Raw genomic sequence first — 20,566 nt, 5'->3', positions numbered from 1 at the left:
GTCATCAGATATTTGTCAGTGGGATAACGTGGTCTTTGAGGAAGCGGGTTATCCCTTCTTCGTCAATTTCGCCGGCCGCCACAGCCATGACAAACGCATAGAGCTTGGCGTCATCCGTTTCCAGCATAAGGCCGTTTTCCATTAGGAAAACACCGGTCGTCACAATGGCGATCCTCTTATTGCCATCTACGAAGGCATGGTTCCTCGCGAGGCCAAACAGGTAAGCCGCCGCAAGTTCGCATACGTCGTTGCATCCGTAAGCAGCTTTGTTGATGGGCCTGTTAAGCGCGGAATCGAGCAAAGCGTTATCCCGCAGCCCGTGGCTCCCGCCGAAATGCTCGATCTGCATTTGATGCAGTTGCTCAACAAGCTTGCTATCCAGAAAAACGAAATCTGTCATTCTGCCAGCTTCTTCAAAGCAACCTTATATTTATCCATGAAGACCCGCGCATGCTCCAACTGCCGCGTAAAGGCCTCGTCTGCTGGCCGGATGTGCCATTCGCCTTCCTTTTTCTCGAGGCTGATAGCGTCGCCTGCCTTTACTCCGAGGCTTTCCAGAACTTCTTTCGGAATGATGATACCTTCCGAATTGCCAATCTTGCGGACCGTCACATTCATCTCAAACTCTCCGTTATAACGCTGTTATAACATGGCGGAAGAGATGCGGCAATGTCAGGTCAGCTTGCGTCTGGAGTGTACAATTCCCATCCGCGCGGCGTCAGATGCTCTTGGGGATGATAACGCGTCTTGTATCCCATCTTGTCTGAGCCATCGACCCAGTAGCCTAGGTAGACGTGGGGCAGTCCAAGCGTGCGAGTGCGGGTAATATGATCCAGGATCATAAAGGTGCCGAGCGAGCGCTTCTCAAGTTCGGGATTGAAGAAGGAATAGACCATGGAGAGGCCATCGCTCATCAGGTCTGTGAGCGCGACGGCGATCAGTTCTCCGCGCTTGCTGTCATCGATACCCGCACCCGGTTCTCGCTTTCGGTACTCGATGATGCGCGTGTTGACATGGGTGTCTTCCACCATCACCGCGTAATCGAGTGCCGACATATCCGACATGCCGCCTGATGTATGACGATGATCGAGGTAGCGGCGAAAGAGCGAGAATTGCTCGGTGGATGGTTCGGCCCGGTGGACCGTTGCCACGAGATCACTATTGGTCGCCAATACACGCCGCATCGACTTCGTCGGCGTGAAGGCATCGGCCAGGATCCTGACGGAGACGCAGGCGCGGCAATTCTCGCAGGCAGGGCGATAGGCGATGTTTTGAGAGCGACGAAACCCGCCCTGGGTCAGCAGATCGTTCATCTCGGGCGCGCGAGGACCCACCAGATGCGTGAAAACCTTCCGTTCCAACTGGTTCGGAAGATAGGGGCAAGTGGCCGGCGCGGTGAGATAGAATTGCGGCGAAGGCGTCGTCTGCGTGTTCATCGAACCCAATCGCTCCCTTCGCAAGCCAACCTTCTGTGTCAGAATGACAAAAAGGTGGGAAACGTCAACTCTCGAAGAGACCTGTCAATAAAATTGAAGCCGCCGGAGCGGCTTCATCGCTTTTTGCTCTGAATTTTTACCGGGTTCTGATCGTCACTGTTCCCAGAAGGAAGTCGTGGACCAGTCTGGAGCGCTCGGTGAACAGACCTGCCAGCAGGATGAACGGCGTCAGGATCGAATTGATAATCCAGAAGAGCGCGATATGAGCGGTCGAAATCAGGAAGTCGATTCGGCCACCATCGAGGCGCGCCATTTGAATGCCCACCACGCGCATGCCGGGTGTGGCTTGCGCCGCGCTTCCGAGCGTCATGCCGAAATAAAGGATGGCGACGATGAAGAACAGCGCAGGGAAGAGCATGAAGCCAAAGCCGAGCGTCAGGATGCCGAGAAAGAACACGATCACGGCTGCCGGAATGCACAGCAGAAGCACCATCACATAGTCGATGATGAACGCCACGACACGACGGCTCAGCACGCCTTCATAGGCGCGCCAGTCTTCGGTCGGAACGTAGGTCGGGTTCGGGTTGAAGCTCATTGGCGGTTTCTCCTTTTCGAGAAAAGATATGGTGTGGACCACCGCAAATACAATGACCGCCTCGCTCAGCCCTTTGCGAGCTTTTTCGCCACCTCGACGGCGAAATAAGTCAGGATGCCATCGCACCCCGCCCGCTTGAAGCAGAGCAAGGTCTCCATCATCACCCTGTCGCCATCGATCCAGCCATTCATAGCAGCCGCCTTGATCTGCGCATACTCGCCGGAGACCTGATAGGCGAAGGTCGGAAGACCGAAAGCATCCTTCAGCCGCCAACAGATGTCGAGATAGGGAAGGCCTGGTTTCACCATCAGCATGTCGGCGCCTTCTTCAACGTCGAGAGCGGCATCCCGCATTGCCTCGGTGCCATTGGCGGGACTGATGTAATAGCTGTTCTTGTCGCCCTTCAGTAGCCCGCTGGTGGAAATTGCCTCGCGGTAGGGTCCGTAGAAACCAGAGGAGAATTTTGTCGCATAGGCCATGATGCCGACGCCTTGGTGGCCCGCCGCATCTAGCCCGCGGCGGATCGCGCCGATCCGGCCGTCCATCATTTCGGAAGGGGCGATGATGTCCGCGCCCGCATCCGCCTGCATTACGGCAGCCCTCACCACCTGATCGACCGTTTCATCATTGACGATATCGTCGCCACGCAGGATCCCGTCATGCCCGTGGCTGGTAAAGGGGTCGAGCGCCACATCGGTGATCACACCAATATTGGGGACCGCCTTCTTGATCGCCGCCGTCGCCTGGTTGATCAGGTTGTTGGCTTCCAGTACCTGGGATCCCGTCTCATCTCGCAGTTCCATCTCAATATTGGGGAATGTCGCAATGGCGGGAATGCCGAGATCGGCAGCTTCCCTGGCTGCTTCGACCAGCTTGTCGACGCTCATGCGATTGACGCCGGGCATCGATGGGATGGGATCGACGATATTCGTACCGGGGACGACGAAGACCGGCCATATCAGATCATCAACCGTCAACTGGTTTTCGCGCACGAGCCTGCGCGTCCAGTCGGCTTTGCGGATGCGCCGCATGCGTCGGTGGCCGGTAATGTGATCTACCAGATGAGTCTTGTCGGTCATGTGTTTTCCTTCAGAGCCTGTCCGATGGCACTGGTCCATCACCCATGCTCTCTTATGGTGTTTCCGTCTGAATGTTGGAAGCTACGGGTAAACGCGGCTTCGATAGGGCGCCAGAGTGTGATGATGGCATAACATAAGGCAAGCATGATGCGAATGCGACGCTCTGACCCACAGCCAGTTCGAAAATCCTTTGCGCCTTCGACGCGTACAGCGCGCGGTGCCCTGGCGTTTGAGCGCCGTAAAAGGAGCCCCGCGGTAGCTGTCGCTCATGAGGGCTGTGACCTCTCGCAATTATCCATTGGCAGGAGCCACGCCAGAAACGTATCTTCGCCCCATGGAACCTGATTCTCCACCGCAACCGAAGCTGCCCCTGACGGAAATCCTGTACTATGTCTTTCTCAGACTGGTGGCAGCGTCGTGTTTCTGGTTCGGGCTGCAGTACTGGGCCATGCTGACGGGCTACACGCTGAGCGGCCATGCCCGCTTCGATATGCTCAATCTTCCCTGGCGCGTTGCCGGCACCGGCTTGGCGGTCGTCTTTCCGGTCGCAGCCCTGGGATTGTGGTTGGGCGCTTCATGGGGCGCGGTGATCTGGGTCATCGGCGCTGGCGCACAGATCGCCATGTACAAGGTATGGCCCAATATCTTCGGGAGCAACACGCTTGTGCCCGTCATGCACTGCATCGTGGCAACTGTTTATATACTATTCCAGGTCGCTTTCTGGCTGGATGCGCGCCAAAATGACGAGCGCGCAAGAATTGATTCACCATAATAATAAAGCTCTTGCGGCCCGATTTTCTCAAAATTTTTTGACTAAGTATTTGATTTATTTGATTCCTGCAATTTCGCGCCGCTGCACATCACGTCTGGGTCCACAGGCGACGACATCCGGTAACCACTCGTTAATGATGCATTTTAAGTAGAATTTTATGCGCATTGCTTAGGTTTGCTCACAAGGCGGGAAACAAAATCAACACCGCCAAACAAAACAGTGAGGCAGTCATGATCAATAGCAAAGCAAAGCCACAGGCAGTTGTAACCGACGTACAGGAAGAAGCCATCCGTTCGCTCTACATGGAGTCTCTCCATCTCGTCGAACGCCTGCACCGCCGCCTTCTCGATGTTATCAAGGACGAGTTCGACCGTCAGGGTCGCGATGACGTCAACGCCGTCCAGGCGCTCCTGCTCTTCAACATCGGCACCTCCGAACTGACCGCCGGCGAGCTTCGCTCGCGTGGCTACTATCTCGGCTCCAACGTGTCCTACAACGTCAAGAAGCTGGTCGACCTCGGCTTCATCAACCACCAGCGCTCGCGCATCGACCGCCGCTCGGTTCGCATTTCTCTGACCGACAAGGGCCAGGACATTGCCGAAACCGTCGCCCGCCTCTATGAGCGCCACATCGGCTCGATCGAAAAGGTTGGCGGCATCGGCACCGGCGAATTCGCCGAAATGAACAAGCTGCTGCAACGCCTCGACCGTTTCTGGAACGACAGCATCGCATATCGCCTCTAAGGAGAGCGCCACCGAATTTTGCAAAGCCGGATGCGGAAACGCGTCCGGCTTGTTGCATTTTTGTGCGGGTCAGGCCGAAAAGAGCGGGTGACACAGCTTCGTGAGCAGTGTCAAGGTGACACGAATTGGCCATATTGGTATGGGACCGCCAAAGCGAGGGAGCCGGCGGTCTCTTCTATCATCGCATGATGCGTCAGTTTTGATTTCGCATGAAGTATTTCCTGCCGGCAGGCGTCCGAAAACGTTTGTTAATCATGTTGTTCTAGGCATCCATAAGGTTGCCTGACGAAATGGCTGGTAGGTAGAATGACTAAGAAATCCGTGCCCGAATTGCTCTCTCGCCGCGCCATGTTGCGCTCGGCCGTTTCGCTCGGCGCTGTCGCGCTTGCCGCACCCGCGCTGGCGCAGGATGCGTTCAACGATCTGATCGGATCGTCGCGCCGCGGCAATTGGGACGATCAGTTCGATGCGAACTCCTCGCGCTCGGCTGTTGGCGTGGTTTCCAACAATCCCGTTCTCGGTCCTGAAGCTCCGGCCTATATGCAGCAGGCGATCACGCAGTATCAGCAGATCGTCTCCAATGGTGGCTGGCCGGAAGTGCCACCTAGCCAGCAGCGTCTGCAGATCGGCGTCAACGATCCTTCCGTCCAGGCGCTTCGTCAGCGTCTGATGATTTCGGGCGATCTTCCGCGTGAAGCCGGCATTTCCAGCGCTTTCGATTCCTACGTCGATGGTGCGCTCAAGCGCTTCCAGGCGCGTCACGGCCTTCCGGCAGATGGCGTGATCGGCGAATATACGCTGAAGGCGCTGAACGTGTCGGCGCAGCTGCGCATGGCGCAGTTGCAGACCAACCTCATCCGCATCCAGACGATGGCGGGCGATCTCGGCCAGCGCCATGTGATGGTGAACATTCCGGCAGCCTCGATTGAGGCGGTGGAAAACAACCGCGTGGTTCTGCGCAATACGGCTGTTGTCGGTCGCGCCAGCCGCCCGACGCACATCATCAACTCGAAGATCTACGAGATCATCCTCAACCCGTACTGGACCGCGCCGCGCTCGATCGTCGAGAAGGACATCGTTCCGCTGATGCAGAAGGACCCGACCTATCTGGAGCGCAACAACATCCGCCTGCTGGATGGCCGTGGCCAGGAAGTGTCGCCACAGACCGTGGACTGGTTTGCCCCCAAGGCGCCAAACCTGATGTTCCGTCAGGACCCTGGCAAAAACAACGCCATGTCCTCGACCAAGATCAACTTCCACAACCCGAACAACGAATACATGCATGACACGCCTCAGCAGGGCCTGTTCAACAAGCTGATGCGCTTTGAATCCTCCGGCTGCGTGCGCGTGCAGAATGTACGCGACCTGACGACCTGGATGCTGCGCGACACGCCCGGCTGGTCGCGTCAGGAAATCGAGCGCGTCATTGCAAGTCGCGTCAACACGCCGATCAAGCTCGCAACCGAAATCCCGGTCTACTTCGTCTACGTCACCGCATGGTCGGCAAAGGATGGCGTCGTGCAGTTCCGCGACGACATCTACGGCAATGACGGCAATGCCGAATTGGCGCTGAACACGACGAACACGCAGGAGCAGCCTTCCGGCTCCATCGGCGAGGATCTGTTGCCGCGCAACTGATTGCCGTTCAGACAGACTAGAAAAGCCGCGCCCACCGGACGCGGCTTTTTCTTTGTTCATGTCGCGCATTTTGCATTTTTTACGCCGGACGTCGCAGTTTGACGGTCAAATCTCGCTGCGCTTATTGCTCTTATACGGGTGGGGCGCTAAGACGCCATCGCATTACTGTTTCAGGAGCCTTCATCATGTCGAACACAGATGCCTTCTTCTCCAAGCCGCTTGCCGAAATCGATCCGGATATCTTTGGCGCGATCGAGAAGGAGCTGGGTCGCCAGCGTCACGAGATCGAGCTGATTGCCTCGGAAAACATCGTGTCCCGCGCCGTGCTCGAAGCCCAGGGCTCGATCATGACCAACAAATATGCCGAAGGCTATCCGGGCAAGCGCTATTATGGCGGCTGCCAGTTCGTCGATATTGCTGAAGAGCTTGCCATCGAGCGCGCCAAGAAGTTGTTCGGCGTCAACTTTGCCAACGTTCAGCCAAATTCCGGTTCGCAGATGAACCAGGCCGTGTTCCTGGCACTCTTGCAGCCGGGCGACACTTTCATGGGCCTCGACCTGAACTCGGGAGGTCACTTGACCCACGGCTCGCCGGTCAACATGTCCGGCAAGTGGTTCAACGTTGTCTCCTACGGCGTTCGTGAAGGCGATAACCTGCTCGACATGGACGAAGTGGAGCGCAAGGCCAAGGAAACCAAGCCGAAGCTCATTCTCGCTGGCGGTACAGCCTATTCCCGCGTCTGGGACTGGAAGCGCTTCCGCGAGATCGCCGACGAAGTCGGTGCCTACCTCATGGTCGATATGGCGCACATTGCAGGCCTGGTTGCCGGTGGCCAGCATCCCTCGCCGTTCCCGCATGCGCATGTGGCAACCACCACCACGCACAAGTCTCTGCGTGGTCCACGTGGCGGCATGATCCTGACCAATGACGAAGATCTTGCGAAGAAGTTCAACTCCGCCGTCTTCCCTGGTCTTCAGGGCGGTCCTCTGATGCACGTCATCGCCGCCAAGGCTGTTGCCTTCGGTGAAGCGCTGAAGCCGGAATTCAAGGACTACGCAGCCCAGATCGTCAAGAACGCCAAGGCTCTCTCCGAAACGCTCATAGACGGCGGCGTCGATGTCGTTTCCGGCGGCACGGATAACCACCTGATGCTGGTCGACCTTCGCAAGAAGAACGCCACCGGCAAGCGCGCGGAAGCAGCACTCGGTCGTGCCTATATCACCTGCAACAAGAACGGTATTCCTTTCGATCCGGAAAAGCCTTTCGTCACCTCCGGTATTCGCCTCGGCACACCAGCCGGCACGACGCGCGGCTTCAAGGAAGCCGAATTCCGTGAGATCGGCAAGCTGATCGTCGAAGTTCTGGACGGTCTGAAGGTTGCCAATTCCGATGAAGGCAATGCCTCTGTGGAAGCAACGGTACGCGAGAAGGTCGTCGCTCTGACCGATCGCTTCCCGATGTATCCTTACATGTAAGAAGGCAACAGGATGCGCTGCCCTTTCTGCGGTTCTGAAGACACTCAGGTCAAGGACTCACGTCCGGCGGAGGATAACACCTCCATCCGCCGGCGGCGCATCTGCCCGGATTGCGGCGGTCGCTTCACCACCTATGAACGCGTGCAGTTGCGCGAGTTGATGGTGATCAAGAAGAGCGGCCGCAAGTTGGCATTCGATCGCGAGAAGCTGGTGCGATCTTTCGAGATCGCGCTTCGCAAGCGCCCGGTCGATCGCGATCGCATCGAGCGCGCGGTGTCCGGTATCGTGCGCCGGCTCGAAAGCTCAGGCGAAACGGAAATTGCCTCGGAAGAAATCGGCCTGCAGGTGTTGGAAGCATTGAAGAGCCTCGATGATGTGGCTTTTGTGCGCTACGCCTCGGTCTATCGTGATTTCTCCCATGCGGAAGATTTCGAAAACGTCATCGCGGAAATCAACGCCAAGATCGCCCGCGATACAGATTCCGGGACCTGATACAGTGGCTCCGCGGGCCGAAGACGAAAGATTCATGGCGCGCGCCATCGAAGTTTCGCGTCGGAATACTGGCTTCACCGATACTAACCCATCCGTCGGATGCGTTCTCGTCAAGGATGGCGTGATCGTCGCCGAAGCCGTCACCTCGATTGGCGGCAGGCCGCACGCGGAACGCAATGCGCTCGACCTTGCAGGTGAAGCGGCGCGTGGTGCGACCGCCTATGTGACGCTCGAGCCCTGCGCCCATTGGGGAAAAACCCCTCCTTGCGCCAACGCACTCGCGCATCATGGTGTCGCCCGTGTTGTCGTTGCGGTGGACGATCCCGATGAGCGTGTCTCGGGCCGGGGCTATCAGGTCTTGCGCGATGCGGGGATCGAGGTCCAGACGGGTGTGTTGCGCCGGGAAGGCGAACGCGCGCTGGCCGCCTATCTCACGCGCAAGATAAAGAGGCGGCCCCACGTGATCCTGAAACTTGCGGTCTCTGCCGACGGCATGATCGGTCGTAAGGGTGCCGGTCAGGTTGCGATTACGGGAGCCGAAGCGCGCCGTGCCGTGCATGAATTGCGCGCCCGCTGCGACGGCATTCTCGTGGGTATCGGCACAGCGATTGCGGATGATCCAGAACTCAATGTCCGCATATCGGGAATGGAGCAGCATTCGCCCATTCGTTTCGTGCTCGACCGACGGTTGGAGTTGCCGACCAACTCGAAGCTGGTGAAGACCGCGCGCGATGTCCCGCTTGTCGTCGTGGAGATGCCCAGTGGCGCAGAGGAGCGCGACCTTGCGGAAAGACGCGCTCGGCTGGCATCGGCAGGTGCTGAAGTGCTAAGCGCCAAAAATCTCGAAGATCTGCTGCTCATACTCGGCGCGCGAGGACTGTCGGAGCTTCTCGTCGAAGGCGGGGCGGTTGCTGCGAAGGCTTTTCTCGACGCGGGCTTGGTGGATCGCATCCTGCTGTTTGAAAGCCCGGTCCTAATCGGCGCCAACGGTATTGAAACACCGATCAAACGCGCCGATATGCCTGACACCTATTCCCTGGTCGGTGAGACCGTCTATGGTGCTGACCGCTGTTTCGATTATGAAAGGTCGCTTTGATGTTTACCGGTATCGTCACCGATGTTGGAACTGTTTCCGAGCTTCATCCGCTGGCCGAGGGCGTGCGGCTGCGCGTGGCGACCAACTACGATCCGAAGACCATCGATATGGGCGCGTCCATTTCCCATGGCGGCGTCTGCCTGACGGTGACGAGGCTGCCGGAAGAGGGCAGCAACGAGCGCTGGTATGAGGTGGAAGCCTGGGAAGAGGCACTTCGCCTCACCACCATCTCCGCTTGGGAGAAGGGAACGCGCGTCAATCTTGAGAGGGCTCTCAAGATCGGCGATGAACTCGGCGGCCATATCGTTTCCGGTCACGTCGATGGCAAGGCGGAAATTCTGTCCGTCGAGCCGGAGGGGGAAGCGGTGCGCATCCGCCTGCGCGCGCCGGAGCATCTGGCGAAATTCGTCGCGCCCAAAGGTTCGGTTGCGCTGGATGGCACCTCGCTGACGGTGAACGCCGTCGACGGTCCAGACTTCGATGTGCTGTTGATCCGCCACACACTGGCCGTCACCACCTGGGGCGATCGCAAGCCTGGTGATTTTGTCAATTTCGAAGTCGATACCATGGCCCGCTATGCGGCACGGCTTGCGGAATTTCCGTCAAAGTAGGATGCTTCCTAAAAATGGAGAAGGCGTCGCTTGAGCGCCAAACTCTGCGGAGCTCACAATGGCATCTTATGAACTGCTTGCGGCATTCCTGATCACGACAGCGCTCTTTGCCTATGTACCGGGGCCTGCGATGCTCTACACCATCGCACAGACCATGGCGCGTGGACGTTATGCGGGCCTACTCGCAGTGCTCGGCATTCACATCGGCTGCTATGTTCATATCGTTGCCGCGGTTGCGGGATTGTCCGTTCTGTTTCAGGCTGTGCCGTGGCTTTATCTTGCGGTGAAGTTTGGTGGCGCTTGCTATCTTATCTGGCTTGGGTTCTCCATGCTCAGAGCCAGGATCAACGGCGAAACAAGCGGCAGCTTCACGATTGCCCGGAAATCCGCAAAGCGTGCTTTCATCGATAGCATTGTCGTTGAAGTTCTGAACCCGAAGACGGCGCTCTTCTTCCTCGCCTTCCTGCCGCAATTCGTCGATCCGGCCGCGGCATTTCCGATCTGGCTTCAGTTTCTGATCCTCGGCGTTGCCGTCAACATCATCTTTACTTCGGCGGATTTCGTCGTCGTTCTGGTTGCGGGGCTTGCGGCCGGGCGGTTGAAGCGGTCTGCTTTCGCGCAAACGGTTGCCCGGCGCGGAGCCGGCGCGATTTTGATGGGGCTCGGCCTTCATCTTGCTTGGCAGAGAAGCTGATCGGCGCAGAGAATTCGGGGTCGCGGCGGGGCGCACGCGGCAGCATTGCATTAAAAATGCTTGCCAAGTGCAGCCAGCCATGGTTTGACCGCGCCAAAAGCCGGTATCATCCGGCGCAGATTTTCAGGAAACTCCCATGTCCCAGCCTCATCTTCTCATCGTGGAAGCACGCTTTTATGACGATATGGCCGATGCCTTGCTCGATGGCGCAAAGTTCGCGCTCGAAGAGGCTGGCGCCACCTATGACATAATTACCGTTCCAGGCGCGCTGGAGATTCCCGCAGCCATCGCGATGGCGCTTGATGGCGCAGACAATGGCGGCACGGAATATGATGGCTTCGTTGCGCTCGGCATGGTCATTCGTGGTGAGACCTATCACTTCGATATCGTTGCGAGCGAATCGTCGCGCGCCATCATGGATCTGACGGTCAGCGAGTCGCTGGCGATCGGCAACGGCATTCTGACCGTCGAAAACGACGAACAGGCCTGGGCACGCGTTCGTCGCTCCGACAAGGATAAGGGCGGTTTTGCCGCTCGTGCCGCGCTGACCATGATCGAATTGAAAAAGAAGCTGGGTGGTTGATCGGATGACGAGTGTCGAAAACGGCGCAGAACCGCGTCAACCCTCCATCAAGCCCGTAAACCAGCGTGGCGCTGCGCGCCTTGCTGCCGTGCAGGCCCTCTACCAGATGGATGTCGGCGGTACCGGCGTCATGGAAGTGGTTGCCGAATATGAGGCGCACCGCCTCGGCAAGGAAGTGGATGGCGAGACCTATCTGAAGGCCGACCCGTCCTGGTTCCGCTCGATCGTTTCAGGCGTTGTACGCGACCAGACGAAGATCGACCCGCTGGTGCGGTCGGCACTTCAGGAAGATTGGCCGCTTTCGCGTCTCGATACGACGGTTCGCGCCATATTACGTGCCGGCGCCTTCGAAATCCTCGAGCGCAAGGACGTCCCGGTTGCCGTGATCGTCACCGAATATGTCGAGATCGCCCGCGCGTTCTTCGAAAATGACGAGCCGAAGCTCGTCAATGCGGTTCTCGATCGTATCGCAAAGCAGGTTCGCGGCGAGACCAAGCGGTAAGTTTCACGCCCTCACTTTTTGATTTCCCGCAAGGCTGGCCAGCAAGCCGCGTTATAGTCTTTGCGGGACATACTCCGATTGGGAAGGTGGGGATAAGATGAGCGCGGTATCGGTTGCGGGCCTGGAAGGCCAATTGTCTGAGGCCAAGCGCAACGTTTTCCTCCTCACCCTTGCACAGGCCATTCTCGGTTCTGCCGGACCGTTGAGTTTCTCGGTGGGTGCGCTTGCGGGTTACCAACTCCTTGGAGCCGACAAATCCCTGGCGACAGCGCCGCTTACCGGCTTCAACATCGGTGTTGCCCTTGGCGCGGTGGCGGTTGCATTCGCCGCGCGTTTTCTCGGGCGCAAAGCCGGCTTCATTCTCGGAGCGCTCCTGTGTTCCACCGGCGGCGCTCTGGCGGCCGTGGCACTCTTTCGCACGGACTTCTGGCTCTTCGCGCTCGGCTTGATGCTGATCGGTCTTTCCGGCGGCTTTACCCAGAAGATCCGTTTCGCGGCAGCCGATGCCTCGCCATCTTTCTACAAGCCCAAGGCTATTTCTTGGATCTTGGCGGGCGGCGTTGTCTCTGCCGTCGTCGGTCCCCAGCTTGCCATTTTCGGGAAGGATGTCTTTGCGCCGGTCACCTTTGCAGGCACATTCATTGCTCTTGTTCCACTCGGCCTTCTAGCCGCTGGGATCCTTTGCTCTCTGAAGCTACCGGAGTTGAAGCAGACGGTTGCGAGCGCCCCGGCGCGGCCTCTCCTCGAAATCATCGCCACGCGCCGCTTCATCACTGGTATGATCTGCGGCATCGGCTCCTATGCTCTGATGACCTTCATGATGACCGGTGCGCCGCTTGCCATGGTCATCGGCTGCGGTTTTCCCAGCGAGTTGGCCACGCTTGGCATCCAGTGGCACGTGCTCGCCATGTTCGGCCCGAGCTTTTTCACCGGTGTCCTGATCACCCGCTTCAGCGCGGAGAAGGTGGTCGCGGCCGGTCTCGTCATTCTCATGGCCTGCGCCATTGTCGCGCATATGGGTGTGGAACTCTGGAACTTCTGGCTGGCGCTGATCCTGCTTGGGGCAGGGTGGAACTTCGGATTCATTGGCGCAACTGCGATCGTGTCCTCCAGCTACCGGCCGCATGAGGCTGACAAGGTGCAGGGTTTTCACGATATCGTTCTTTTCGGCACGGTCGCGCTGTCGTCCTTCTCCTCGGGCCAAGTTTTTACCGCCTGGGGCTGGTCGGTGATGAACCTCGTTATCTGGCCTGTCGCCGGTCTTTGCCTCATCCTCGTGCTGACATTGATTTTCAGCCGGGCGCAAAAAGCCGTCTGAATCAGAACCATACGCATCAGTGCATGATCTTCGGGCTTGACGCGACGCGTCATCGCGACGCAATCTTGCCACTGCAAGCCATTCTTCCCGGGGAGGGGAACAAATGGCTCATCCTGGTGTAAGGCGTGCAGCGCCTCACGCCCCGCATGTGGTTTCGCCCGCCGGGGAGATGTGACGAACCGGCACAACGGGAGGTAAGTGCGAATGACCGTCATTGCATTGGTAATTTTATGCGGTGTCCTTTCGATCGCTTATGCGATTTGGGCAACGAAAAGCGTTCTGGATGCCGATCAAGGCAACGAGCGCATGCGTGAAATAGCAGGCTATATTCGCGAGGGAGCTCAGGCCTATCTCGCCCGTCAATATCTGACCATCGCAATCGTCGGTATCATCGTTACGATCGCTGCGTGGATGCTTCTCTCTCCAGAAGCCGCAGTCGGTTTCGTCGTTGGCGCCGTTCTGTCCGGTGCTGCCGGTTTCGTCGGCATGCATGTGTCGGTACGAGCCAATCTTCGCACGGCGCAAGCCGCATCCCATAGCCTCGCAGCCGGTCTCGATATCGCCTTCAAGTCCGGCGCCATCACCGGCATGCTTGTTGCTGGCCTGGCGCTACTCGGCGTCTCCATCTATTATTTCATCCTGACCTCGGTGCTCGGCCACCCAACCGGCTCGCGCGACGTGATCGACGCGCTGGTCTCGCTTGGCTTTGGGGCATCGCTGATCTCCATCTTCGCCCGTCTTGGCGGCGGCATCTTCACCAAGGGTGCGGATGTCGGCGGTGACCTTGTCGGCAAGGTCGAGGCCGGTATTCCGGAAGACGATCCGCGCAACCCGGCTACCATTGCCGACAATGTCGGCGATAATGTCGGCGACTGCGCAGGCATGGCCGCCGACCTTTTCGAAACCTATGCGGTCTCCGTCGTGGCGACGATGGTTCTGGCGGCGATCTTCTTTGCCGGCGCGCCGGTGCTGGAAAACGCCATGCTCTATCCGCTCGCCATCTGCGGCGTCTGCATCCTGACATCGATTGCCGGGACCTTCTTCGTCAAACTCGGTACCAACAACTCAATTATGGGCGCGCTCTATAAGGGCCTGATCGCCACCGGCATCTTCTCAATCGCCGGGCTTGCGGTCGCAACCTCGCTCACCATCGGCTGGGGTTCTATCGGAACCGTTGCCGGAATGGACATCACCGGCACCAACCTGTTCTTCTGCGGCCTTCTCGGCCTTCTAGTGACGGCACTGATCGTCGTCATCACCGAATACTACACCGGCACCAACAAGCGCCCGGTCAACTCCATCGCTCAAGCGTCGGTCACCGGCCACGGCACCAACGTCATCCAGGGGCTTGCGGTCTCGCTTGAATCGACAGCACTGCCCGCCATCGTCATCGTTGGGGGCATCATCTCCACATACCAGTTGGCGGGCCTCTTCGGTACGGGCATTGCGGTTACCGCCATGCTCGGTCTTGCCGGCATGATCGTCGCGCTCGATGCCTTTGGCCCGGTGACGGACAATGCCGGCGGCATTGCCGAAATGGCGGGTCTCGATTCGGATGTGCGAAAAGCTACCGATGCGCTGGATGCCGTCGGCAACACCACAAAGGCCGTAACCAAGGGCTATGCCATCGGCTCCGCCGGTCTTGGCGCGCTGGTACTCTTTGCCGCTTATGCCAATGACCTCTCCTACTTCGCGGCCAATGGCGCCACCTATCCTTACTTTCAGGATGTCGGCGAGATCTCCTTCAGCCTTTCCAACCCTTACGTGGTGGCAGGCCTGATCTTCGGCGGTCTCATCCCCTATCTCTTCGGCGGTATCGCCATGACGGCTGTCGGCAAGGCGGCGGGCTCCATCGTGGAAGAGGTTCGTCGCCAGTTCCGCGAAAAGCCCGGCATCATGCAGGGTACGGAGAAGCCGGATTACGGCAAGGCCGTGGACCTGCTGACCAAGGCCGCCATCCGCGAAATGGTCATCCCGTCACTCCTGCCGGTACTGGCGCCGATCGTCGTCTATTTCGGCGTGCTGCTGATTTCCGGCTCCAAGGCGTCCGCCTTCGCAGCCCTCGGCGCCTCGCTGCTCGGCGTCATCATCAACGGCCTCTTCGTTGCGATCTCCATGACCTCGGGCGGTGGTGCCTGGGATAATGCCAAGAAGAGCTTCGAAGACGGCTTTGTCGACAAGGATGGCGTGCGCCATGTCAAAGGCTCGGACGCTCATAAGGCCTCGGTGACCGGCGATACGGTGGGTGACCCTTACAAGGATACAGCAGGTCCTGCGGTCAATCCGGCCATCAAGATCACCAATATCGTGGCACTTTTGCTCTTGGCGATCCTGGCAGGTTGATTGAAAGAAGGCAGGCCGCTTCTCAAGCGTGAGGGGCGGCCTCTGCCAGCCAAGCGGCCATCGCCGCTTCTGCTTCGGCCCGCGTCGGCGTGCCCGTCCTTCCACCGAAAACCTGACACTTTAGCGCGGCCGCCACGGACGACAACTGTATCGCAGTGCGGCTCTCCATCCCTTCCGCCACAGCCAAAGCGAATGTCCCATGAAACACGTCGCCCGCTGCGAGCGTGTCGACCGCTTCGATGGCCATGGTCGACTGAAAATGGACGGTTGGGTCTCTGGCTTCCGTCCAGTAGCACCCCGAAGACCCGGCGGTCACCGCAATGAAGGTCTCCGGGTAGCGCGCATGTAAAACCGTCAACATGGCCGATACATCAGAGAGCCCCGTCAGCCGTGCCGCTGCGGGCTCGGAGAAAATGATGTGGCTTGCAGCGGGTGCAAGCCGTTCCAACGTTTGCACCGGCGCAACATCTCCGTCCAGAATAGCGGGTTTGCCAAGTTGTCGCGCAACGGTCAGCACATCAAGCGCGAGTTCGGGCCAGCGGACGTCCACCAGAACGGCATCGAAGGGTGCGAGATCGGCCTGTGTACAGGAGCGTTTATTCTCGTGGAGCCTGTGATCGTAGAAAGGGACGATCAGTCGCTCCCCTCGGTCATCGATCAGGATGGTGGAGAGCGCTGAGCGCGCACCCTTGGCGACCGTCATGCCGGACGTATCGATGCCACTTTCCGACAGGTCGCGCAGAATGCGGGCGCCCGTCTCGTCATCGCCGACGGCGCCCCATAGGCTTGCCCGACCGCCCATGCGATAGACAGTGTAGGCAGCGCTCGATGCCATGCCCTCGGCAATCTGCAGCATTTCGTAAGGTAGGACTTTGCCTTGCCCCGTCGGCATGTCATGCACGCGAAACAGCGTGTCCAGCACGGCCGCGCCGACGCAGAGTACGTGGCGGCCGCGGTCCTCTTCTTTTCTCTTGCTTTGCATCGATGCTCAGATTCGCTTGCCGGTTTCCTTGTCGAACAGGTGCACCGAAGCGGGATCGATGGCAACACGAACCGTATCGCCGAAGCGGATATCCAGGCGCTCGCGGAAGAGGCAGGCAATTTCTTCGCCATTGCAATTCAGCTTCGCATAGATTTCCGAGCCGGTGCCTTCCACCAGCTCCACCCGTCCTTCGATGCCCGTTTCGGCAGCGCGGATGTGTTCAGGGCGGATGCCGTAGACCAGCTCGCGCCCACCGAGAGACGCGGGATTGGCAGTCGGTGGCAGAGGCAGCGTCACGCCCTTGGCGGTGCGGAAAACGCCTTCTTCGACACGGCCGCGGATGAAGTTCATGGCAGGCGAACCGATGAAGCCGGCGACGAAGAGGTTGGCCGGACGGTCGTAAAGTTCGAGCGGCGCACCGATCTGCTCGATGATACCGTCATGAAGCACGACGATCTTGTCGGCCATGGTCATGGCTTCGACCTGGTCATGCGTCACATAGATCGTGGTGGTGCCGATGCGCTGATGCATGGACTTGATCTCGCCCCGCATCTGCACACGCAGCTTGGCGTCGAGGTTAGAGAGCGGCTCGTCGAAGAGGAAGACCTGCGGATCGCGCACCAAAGCGCGGCCCATGGCAACGCGCTGGCGCTGACCGCCGGAGAGCTGGCGCGGGTAGCGATCCAGCAGCTTCTCCAGTCCAAGAATGCCAGCAGCCTTGTCCACCTTCGCCTTCGTCACGGCGGCATCGACCTTCTTGAGCTTCAGGGCAAAGCCCATATTCTCGGCGACTGTCATGTGCGGATAAAGCGCGTAGTTCTGGAAGACCATGGCGATATCGCGGTCACGGGCGGGGAGGTGGCTGACCTCGCGCGCGCCGATATGGATTTCGCCATCGCTCAGCTCTTCGAGACCGGCGATCATGCGAAGCAGGGTGGATTTGCCGCAGCCGGATGGGCCGACGAGGACGACGAATTCTCCGTCACGGATATCGATATCGATACCGTGGATGACATTGACCGCGCCGAAGCGCTTCTGGACATTCTGAATATTGACGGGTGCCATGATGATTATCCTGTAATAAAAGCTTCCAGCAATCTATCGGGTCAGCCGCCCTTGACGGCGCCTGCGGTAAGGCCCGCGACGATCTGCTTTTGGGCAAACATGGTGAGCAACAGTACCGGCAGCGTGACGATGAGCGCTGCGGCGGCAAGCGGACCCCAGCTGACCTGCTCGAAGGACAGCATGTTATAGACCGCAACCGGAAGCGTTCGCGTTTCGCGGCTGGCCAGCACGATGCCGAAGACGAAATTGTTCCACGAGAAGATGACGGCAAGGATGAAGGAGACCACGATGCCGGGCTTGGCAATGGGAAGCGCCACAAGGCGAAACACCTGCCAGGACGACGCACCGTCGATGCTTGCGGCCTCTTCCAGCTCTTTCGGCGTGGTCTCGAAATAGCCGATCATGATCCAGACGACGATTGGAACCGTCACGACCAGATGGATGATGATCTGCGGCCACAGTGTTCCGAGCAGGTTCAGCCATTGGAACAGAAGAAACAGCGGAATGAGGAAGGAGAGGCCGGGCGTCATGCGGGCGATCATGATGACGATCGCCGCCTTTTCCGCCTTCAGCCGCGCAATGCCGTAGCCTGCCGGAACGCCGATCACCAGCGCAAGAATGGTGGCCGCACCCGTGACCAGCACGGAGTTCCAGAAATAGAGGAAGAAGTTGTTTTCCTCGAACACCTTCACGTAGTTCGACCAGGCGAAGCGCTCAGGTATGAGGATCGGCGGATAGGCGCCGTTATCGATTTCGAATTTCAGCGACAGCGAAATCATCCAGAGGAAGAACAGGATGACGGGGGAGATCATCACCAGCGCAATGAAGAACAGGCCGATGCGGTCCAGGGTTCTGCGGGACATCAGCGATCCTCCATCTCGTTCCATTGGGTGCGCGCACGGACCATCAGAAGAACGAAGGAGAGCGCGATGATGACGATGAAGAAGACGACGGCCATGGCCGATGCATAGCCGATGTCGTAATAGGCGAATGCCGTGTTGTAGAGGTAGATGTTGATCGTTTCCGATGCGGTGCCGGGACCGCCTTGCGTCATCGCGTAGATGATGTCGAAGCTCTTCACCGCATCGATGGAGCGGATGATGACGGCGATCATCAGGAACGGCGCGATCATCGGCATGGTCAGGTAACGGAACTTCTGCCAGGCATTGGCGCCGTCGATTTCAGCGCTCTCATAGGGCTCGCGTGGAACGGCTGCCAGACCACCGAGAACGATAAGCATGACGAGCGGCGTCCACTGCCAGGTTTCCACCAGCACCAGCGAGGGGATAACCGTGGACTGGTTGTAGATCCATTCCAGCGGACCAATGCCGATGAACGACAGAAGATAGTTCAGCACGCCGAGCTGCGGATGGAACATCATCGTCCAGACGAGGGCAATGGCGACCGGGGTCGCCATCATCGGCATGACAAAAACGCCGCGCAGGAAACCGCGCAGCGGGAATTGCGCATCGAACACAAGGGCAGCCAAGGTGCCGAGGAAGAGCGGTGCGACAACCGAGAGCACCGTATAGACCAGCGTGTGCCAGAGCGATTCCCAGAACCGCGCATCACTTGCCAAGCGGATGTAGTTGTCGAAACCGATGAAACTCTGCTCTTGCCCAAGCGTCCAGCGTTGCGCGCTCATCCACAGGGTGAAGACCCAGGGGAAGACGATGACCGCTGCGATGACGACGAGAGCGGGAATGACGAAAGGCCAGTAGTTGGGAGCAAGCCGCGGCGGCTTGCTCCTCTGTGCAGGTTTCGTCACCGCTGCGCTATGTTCGATGCTGACAGACACCATTATCCCTCGCTGCGTGCCAGAACAGGTGCGAACTGTTCGGTCGCCTTCTTGAGTTCTGCGGCGGGATCCGCGCCGCCGATCATGTTGGTGAGGCCGACGCCGTAAATATCGCGGAACTCGGTCACCGGAATGATGACCGGAAGCGCGAGCTTCGACACCTTGCCGGAACCGACCACGGCATCCAGCCACTCGGTCGGCATCTTCACGCCTTCACGCACCTTCGCATCCTCGAGGATGGACTGGCGGAACGGAACGCCGGCACCGGCCTGCAGAAGACGTGCACCCATGTCGTGCGAGATCGCCCACTGGCAGAAGAGATAGGCCGCTTCCTTCTTGGTGCTGGCTTCGACAACCCCAAGACCGTCACCGAATGTGCCGGCCGCCTGCGCAGCCGGACCCTTCGGCATCACGCCGTAGCCGGTCTTGCCGACGACGCGGGACTTTTCGGGGTTTTCGATCGGCGGCGCGAAGCCGACGCCATCCAGCCACATGCCAATCTTGCCCTGAAGGAAGGCAGACTGTGCTTCGGCCCAGTTGAAGCCGGAGACACCGGGAGGTGCTGCCTTGGTCATCAGGCGCTGGTAGAGTTTGGCCGCTTCGACGGCTTCCTTGGATTCGGTGTTGATCTTGCCATCGGTAATCGGCTCTGCGCCGTAACCGAGCATAAAGGTGGTCCAGACCGGTGTATTGGCGTTCTTCAGGCCGCGCGCCACGAAACCGTAGGTGTTGGTCGAGGGATCGGTGATCGCTTCTGCGGCGGCAACCAGCTCTTCGAAGGTCTGAGGATATTTCAGGCCCTTGGCTTCGAAGAGGTCCTTGTTCCAGTAGAGGATCCAGTAATCCACGGAGAAGGGAAGCGAACGCAGAACGCCGTCGCTATCCTTGGCGAACTGCATACCGGCCGCAGCAAAATCGCTTTCGACCAGCGACGGATCGGTCAGTGAAGGGTTCTTCATGAAACCGCTGATATCGGCGAGCCATTTGCCCTTTTCGAACTGGCGCTTCTGAACGTGGTAGCTCAGGTGAACGACGTCGAAGCTTGGCTTGCCTGAGGAAAGCTCGATGACCACCTTCTGGCGCTGCTGCTGTTCCGGCGTGGCCTCGGCATTGACCTTGATGCCAGTGAGCTCTTCGAATTCCTTGATGTGTTTGAGAAGCGTTTCGCTGCGCGGGCTCTTGACCAGATTGACCTCAAGCGTGGTGCCGGCATGCTTCTTCCAATCCACCGCGGCCGATGCAGAGCGCACGCCGAACATGGCGGCACCGCCAAGCGCAGCCGTGCCCGCCAGGAAGGCGCGGCGTGTTGGGCTCATCAATGAATGTGACATGAAGTTCCTCCTC

Annotated in this window: 22 protein-coding genes; 12 read left to right on the top strand and 10 right to left on the bottom strand. The window is 58.9% G+C overall.

Going from position 1 to position 20,566, the window contains the following annotated elements; genetic code table 11:
• Nucleotides 1-4: 4 nt before the first annotated feature.
• From QE435_RS04035 to hemB, 5 genes are all read right to left on the bottom strand, one after another.
• Nucleotides 5-400, bottom strand: a complete 396-nt coding sequence (locus QE435_RS04035) for a type II toxin-antitoxin system death-on-curing family toxin (RefSeq protein ID WP_306928878.1) — start codon at nt 398-400, stop codon at nt 5-7.
• Nucleotides 397-618 carry an AbrB/MazE/SpoVT family DNA-binding domain-containing protein gene (locus QE435_RS04030; RefSeq protein WP_306928877.1) on the bottom strand — a complete coding sequence of 74 codons (222 nt, stop codon included), beginning with the start codon at nt 616-618 and terminating at the stop codon, nt 397-399. Before QE435_RS04030 ends, QE435_RS04035 begins: the two co-directional genes overlap by 4 nt.
• Nucleotides 619-677: 59 nt before the next feature.
• Nucleotides 678-1,436, bottom strand: coding sequence for an arginyltransferase (locus QE435_RS04025; protein ID WP_349040334.1), 759 nt, complete (start codon nt 1,434-1,436; stop codon nt 678-680).
• Between the two features lie 136 nt (nt 1,437-1,572).
• The gene (locus QE435_RS04020) at nt 1,573-2,031 is read right to left on the bottom strand and encodes an RDD family protein (protein WP_306928875.1); all 459 of its coding nucleotides are present in this window, start codon (nt 2,029-2,031) and stop codon (nt 1,573-1,575) included.
• Nucleotides 2,032-2,096: 65 nt separating this feature from the next.
• Nucleotides 2,097-3,110 (bottom strand): porphobilinogen synthase, encoded by a 1,014-nt coding sequence (hemB, locus tag QE435_RS04015; protein WP_306928874.1) that lies wholly within the window; start codon nt 3,108-3,110, stop codon nt 2,097-2,099.
• A gap of 334 nt (nt 3,111-3,444) precedes the next feature.
• Here hemB and QE435_RS04010 point away from each other — a divergent pair, with 334 nt between their 5' ends.
• The 12 genes from QE435_RS04010 (at nt 3,445) to QE435_RS03955 (ending at nt 15,377) form a co-directional block, all read left to right on the top strand.
• Nucleotides 3,445-3,882, top strand: a complete 438-nt coding sequence (locus tag QE435_RS04010) for a DUF6163 family protein (RefSeq protein WP_309769665.1) — start codon at nt 3,445-3,447, stop codon at nt 3,880-3,882.
• A 233-nt stretch (nt 3,883-4,115) separates the two neighbouring features.
• A complete protein-coding gene (locus QE435_RS04005) occupies nt 4,116-4,625 on the top strand; it encodes a winged helix DNA-binding protein (protein ID WP_186330162.1) in 510 nt (169 codons plus the stop codon).
• 306 nt (nt 4,626-4,931) lie between these two features.
• Nucleotides 4,932-6,263 (top strand): murein L,D-transpeptidase, encoded by a 1,332-nt coding sequence (locus QE435_RS04000; RefSeq protein ID WP_349040333.1) that lies wholly within the window; start codon nt 4,932-4,934, stop codon nt 6,261-6,263.
• 185 nt (nt 6,264-6,448) lie between these two features.
• The gene (gene glyA / locus QE435_RS03995) at nt 6,449-7,738 is read left to right on the top strand and encodes a serine hydroxymethyltransferase (protein ID WP_349040332.1); all 1,290 of its coding nucleotides are present in this window, start codon (nt 6,449-6,451) and stop codon (nt 7,736-7,738) included.
• Between the two features lie 12 nt (nt 7,739-7,750).
• Entirely contained in the window at nt 7,751-8,230 is a 480-nt protein-coding gene (gene nrdR / locus QE435_RS03990; RefSeq protein ID WP_062423522.1) for a transcriptional regulator NrdR, read from the top strand.
• Between the two features lie 4 nt (nt 8,231-8,234).
• The gene (ribD, locus tag QE435_RS03985) at nt 8,235-9,326 is read left to right on the top strand and encodes a bifunctional diaminohydroxyphosphoribosylaminopyrimidine deaminase/5-amino-6-(5-phosphoribosylamino)uracil reductase RibD (RefSeq protein ID WP_349040331.1); all 1,092 of its coding nucleotides are present in this window, start codon (nt 8,235-8,237) and stop codon (nt 9,324-9,326) included.
• Nucleotides 9,326-9,937, top strand: a complete 612-nt coding sequence (locus QE435_RS03980; protein ID WP_309769662.1) for a riboflavin synthase — start codon at nt 9,326-9,328, stop codon at nt 9,935-9,937. The genes ribD and QE435_RS03980 overlap by 1 nt, the downstream gene beginning before the upstream one ends.
• A gap of 58 nt (nt 9,938-9,995) precedes the next feature.
• The gene (locus QE435_RS03975) at nt 9,996-10,631 is read left to right on the top strand and encodes a LysE family translocator (protein ID WP_349040330.1); all 636 of its coding nucleotides are present in this window, start codon (nt 9,996-9,998) and stop codon (nt 10,629-10,631) included.
• A 136-nt stretch (nt 10,632-10,767) separates the two neighbouring features.
• Nucleotides 10,768-11,214: a 6,7-dimethyl-8-ribityllumazine synthase gene (gene ribH / locus QE435_RS03970; RefSeq protein ID WP_349040329.1), complete on the top strand. Its 447-nt coding sequence runs from the start codon at nt 10,768-10,770 to the stop codon at nt 11,212-11,214.
• A 4-nt stretch (nt 11,215-11,218) separates the two neighbouring features.
• Nucleotides 11,219-11,716, top strand: coding sequence for a transcription antitermination factor NusB (gene nusB / locus QE435_RS03965; protein WP_062423518.1), 498 nt, complete (start codon nt 11,219-11,221; stop codon nt 11,714-11,716).
• Nucleotides 11,717-11,813: 97 nt separating this feature from the next.
• Nucleotides 11,814-13,034 (top strand): MFS transporter, encoded by a 1,221-nt coding sequence (locus tag QE435_RS03960; protein WP_349040328.1) that lies wholly within the window; start codon nt 11,814-11,816, stop codon nt 13,032-13,034.
• 204 nt (nt 13,035-13,238) lie between these two features.
• Entirely contained in the window at nt 13,239-15,377 is a 2,139-nt protein-coding gene (locus QE435_RS03955; protein ID WP_349040327.1) for a sodium-translocating pyrophosphatase, read from the top strand.
• Nucleotides 15,378-15,399: 22 nt separating this feature from the next.
• Here QE435_RS03955 and QE435_RS03950 read toward each other — a convergent pair whose 3' ends face one another.
• The 5 genes from QE435_RS03950 to QE435_RS03930 are packed head-to-tail and all read right to left on the bottom strand — an operon-like array spanning nt 15,400 to nt 20,553.
• A complete protein-coding gene (locus QE435_RS03950) occupies nt 15,400-16,359 on the bottom strand; it encodes a sugar kinase (RefSeq protein WP_349040326.1) in 960 nt (319 codons plus the stop codon).
• A 6-nt stretch (nt 16,360-16,365) separates the two neighbouring features.
• Nucleotides 16,366-17,424: a sn-glycerol-3-phosphate ABC transporter ATP-binding protein UgpC gene (ugpC, locus tag QE435_RS03945; RefSeq protein WP_349040325.1), complete on the bottom strand. Its 1,059-nt coding sequence runs from the start codon at nt 17,422-17,424 to the stop codon at nt 16,366-16,368.
• Between the two features lie 41 nt (nt 17,425-17,465).
• On the bottom strand, nt 17,466-18,287 hold the full coding sequence (locus tag QE435_RS03940) for a carbohydrate ABC transporter permease (RefSeq protein WP_349040324.1): 822 nt from the start codon (nt 18,285-18,287) through the stop codon (nt 17,466-17,468).
• Nucleotides 18,287-19,225, bottom strand: a complete 939-nt coding sequence (locus QE435_RS03935) for a sugar ABC transporter permease (protein WP_306928855.1) — start codon at nt 19,223-19,225, stop codon at nt 18,287-18,289. Before QE435_RS03935 ends, QE435_RS03940 begins: the two co-directional genes overlap by 1 nt.
• A complete protein-coding gene (locus QE435_RS03930; RefSeq protein WP_349040323.1) occupies nt 19,225-20,553 on the bottom strand; it encodes a sugar ABC transporter substrate-binding protein in 1,329 nt (442 codons plus the stop codon). Before QE435_RS03930 ends, QE435_RS03935 begins: the two co-directional genes overlap by 1 nt.
• Between the last annotated feature and the right edge of the window lie 13 nt (nt 20,554-20,566).

This window comes from Agrobacterium sp. SORGH_AS 787, assembly GCF_030819035.1.
Taxonomy (GTDB): Bacteria; Pseudomonadota; Alphaproteobacteria; order Rhizobiales; family Rhizobiaceae; genus Agrobacterium; species Agrobacterium larrymoorei_B.
The sequence above is the reverse complement of the archived record's forward strand: the minus strand, read 5'-3'. Positions and strand labels throughout refer to the sequence as shown.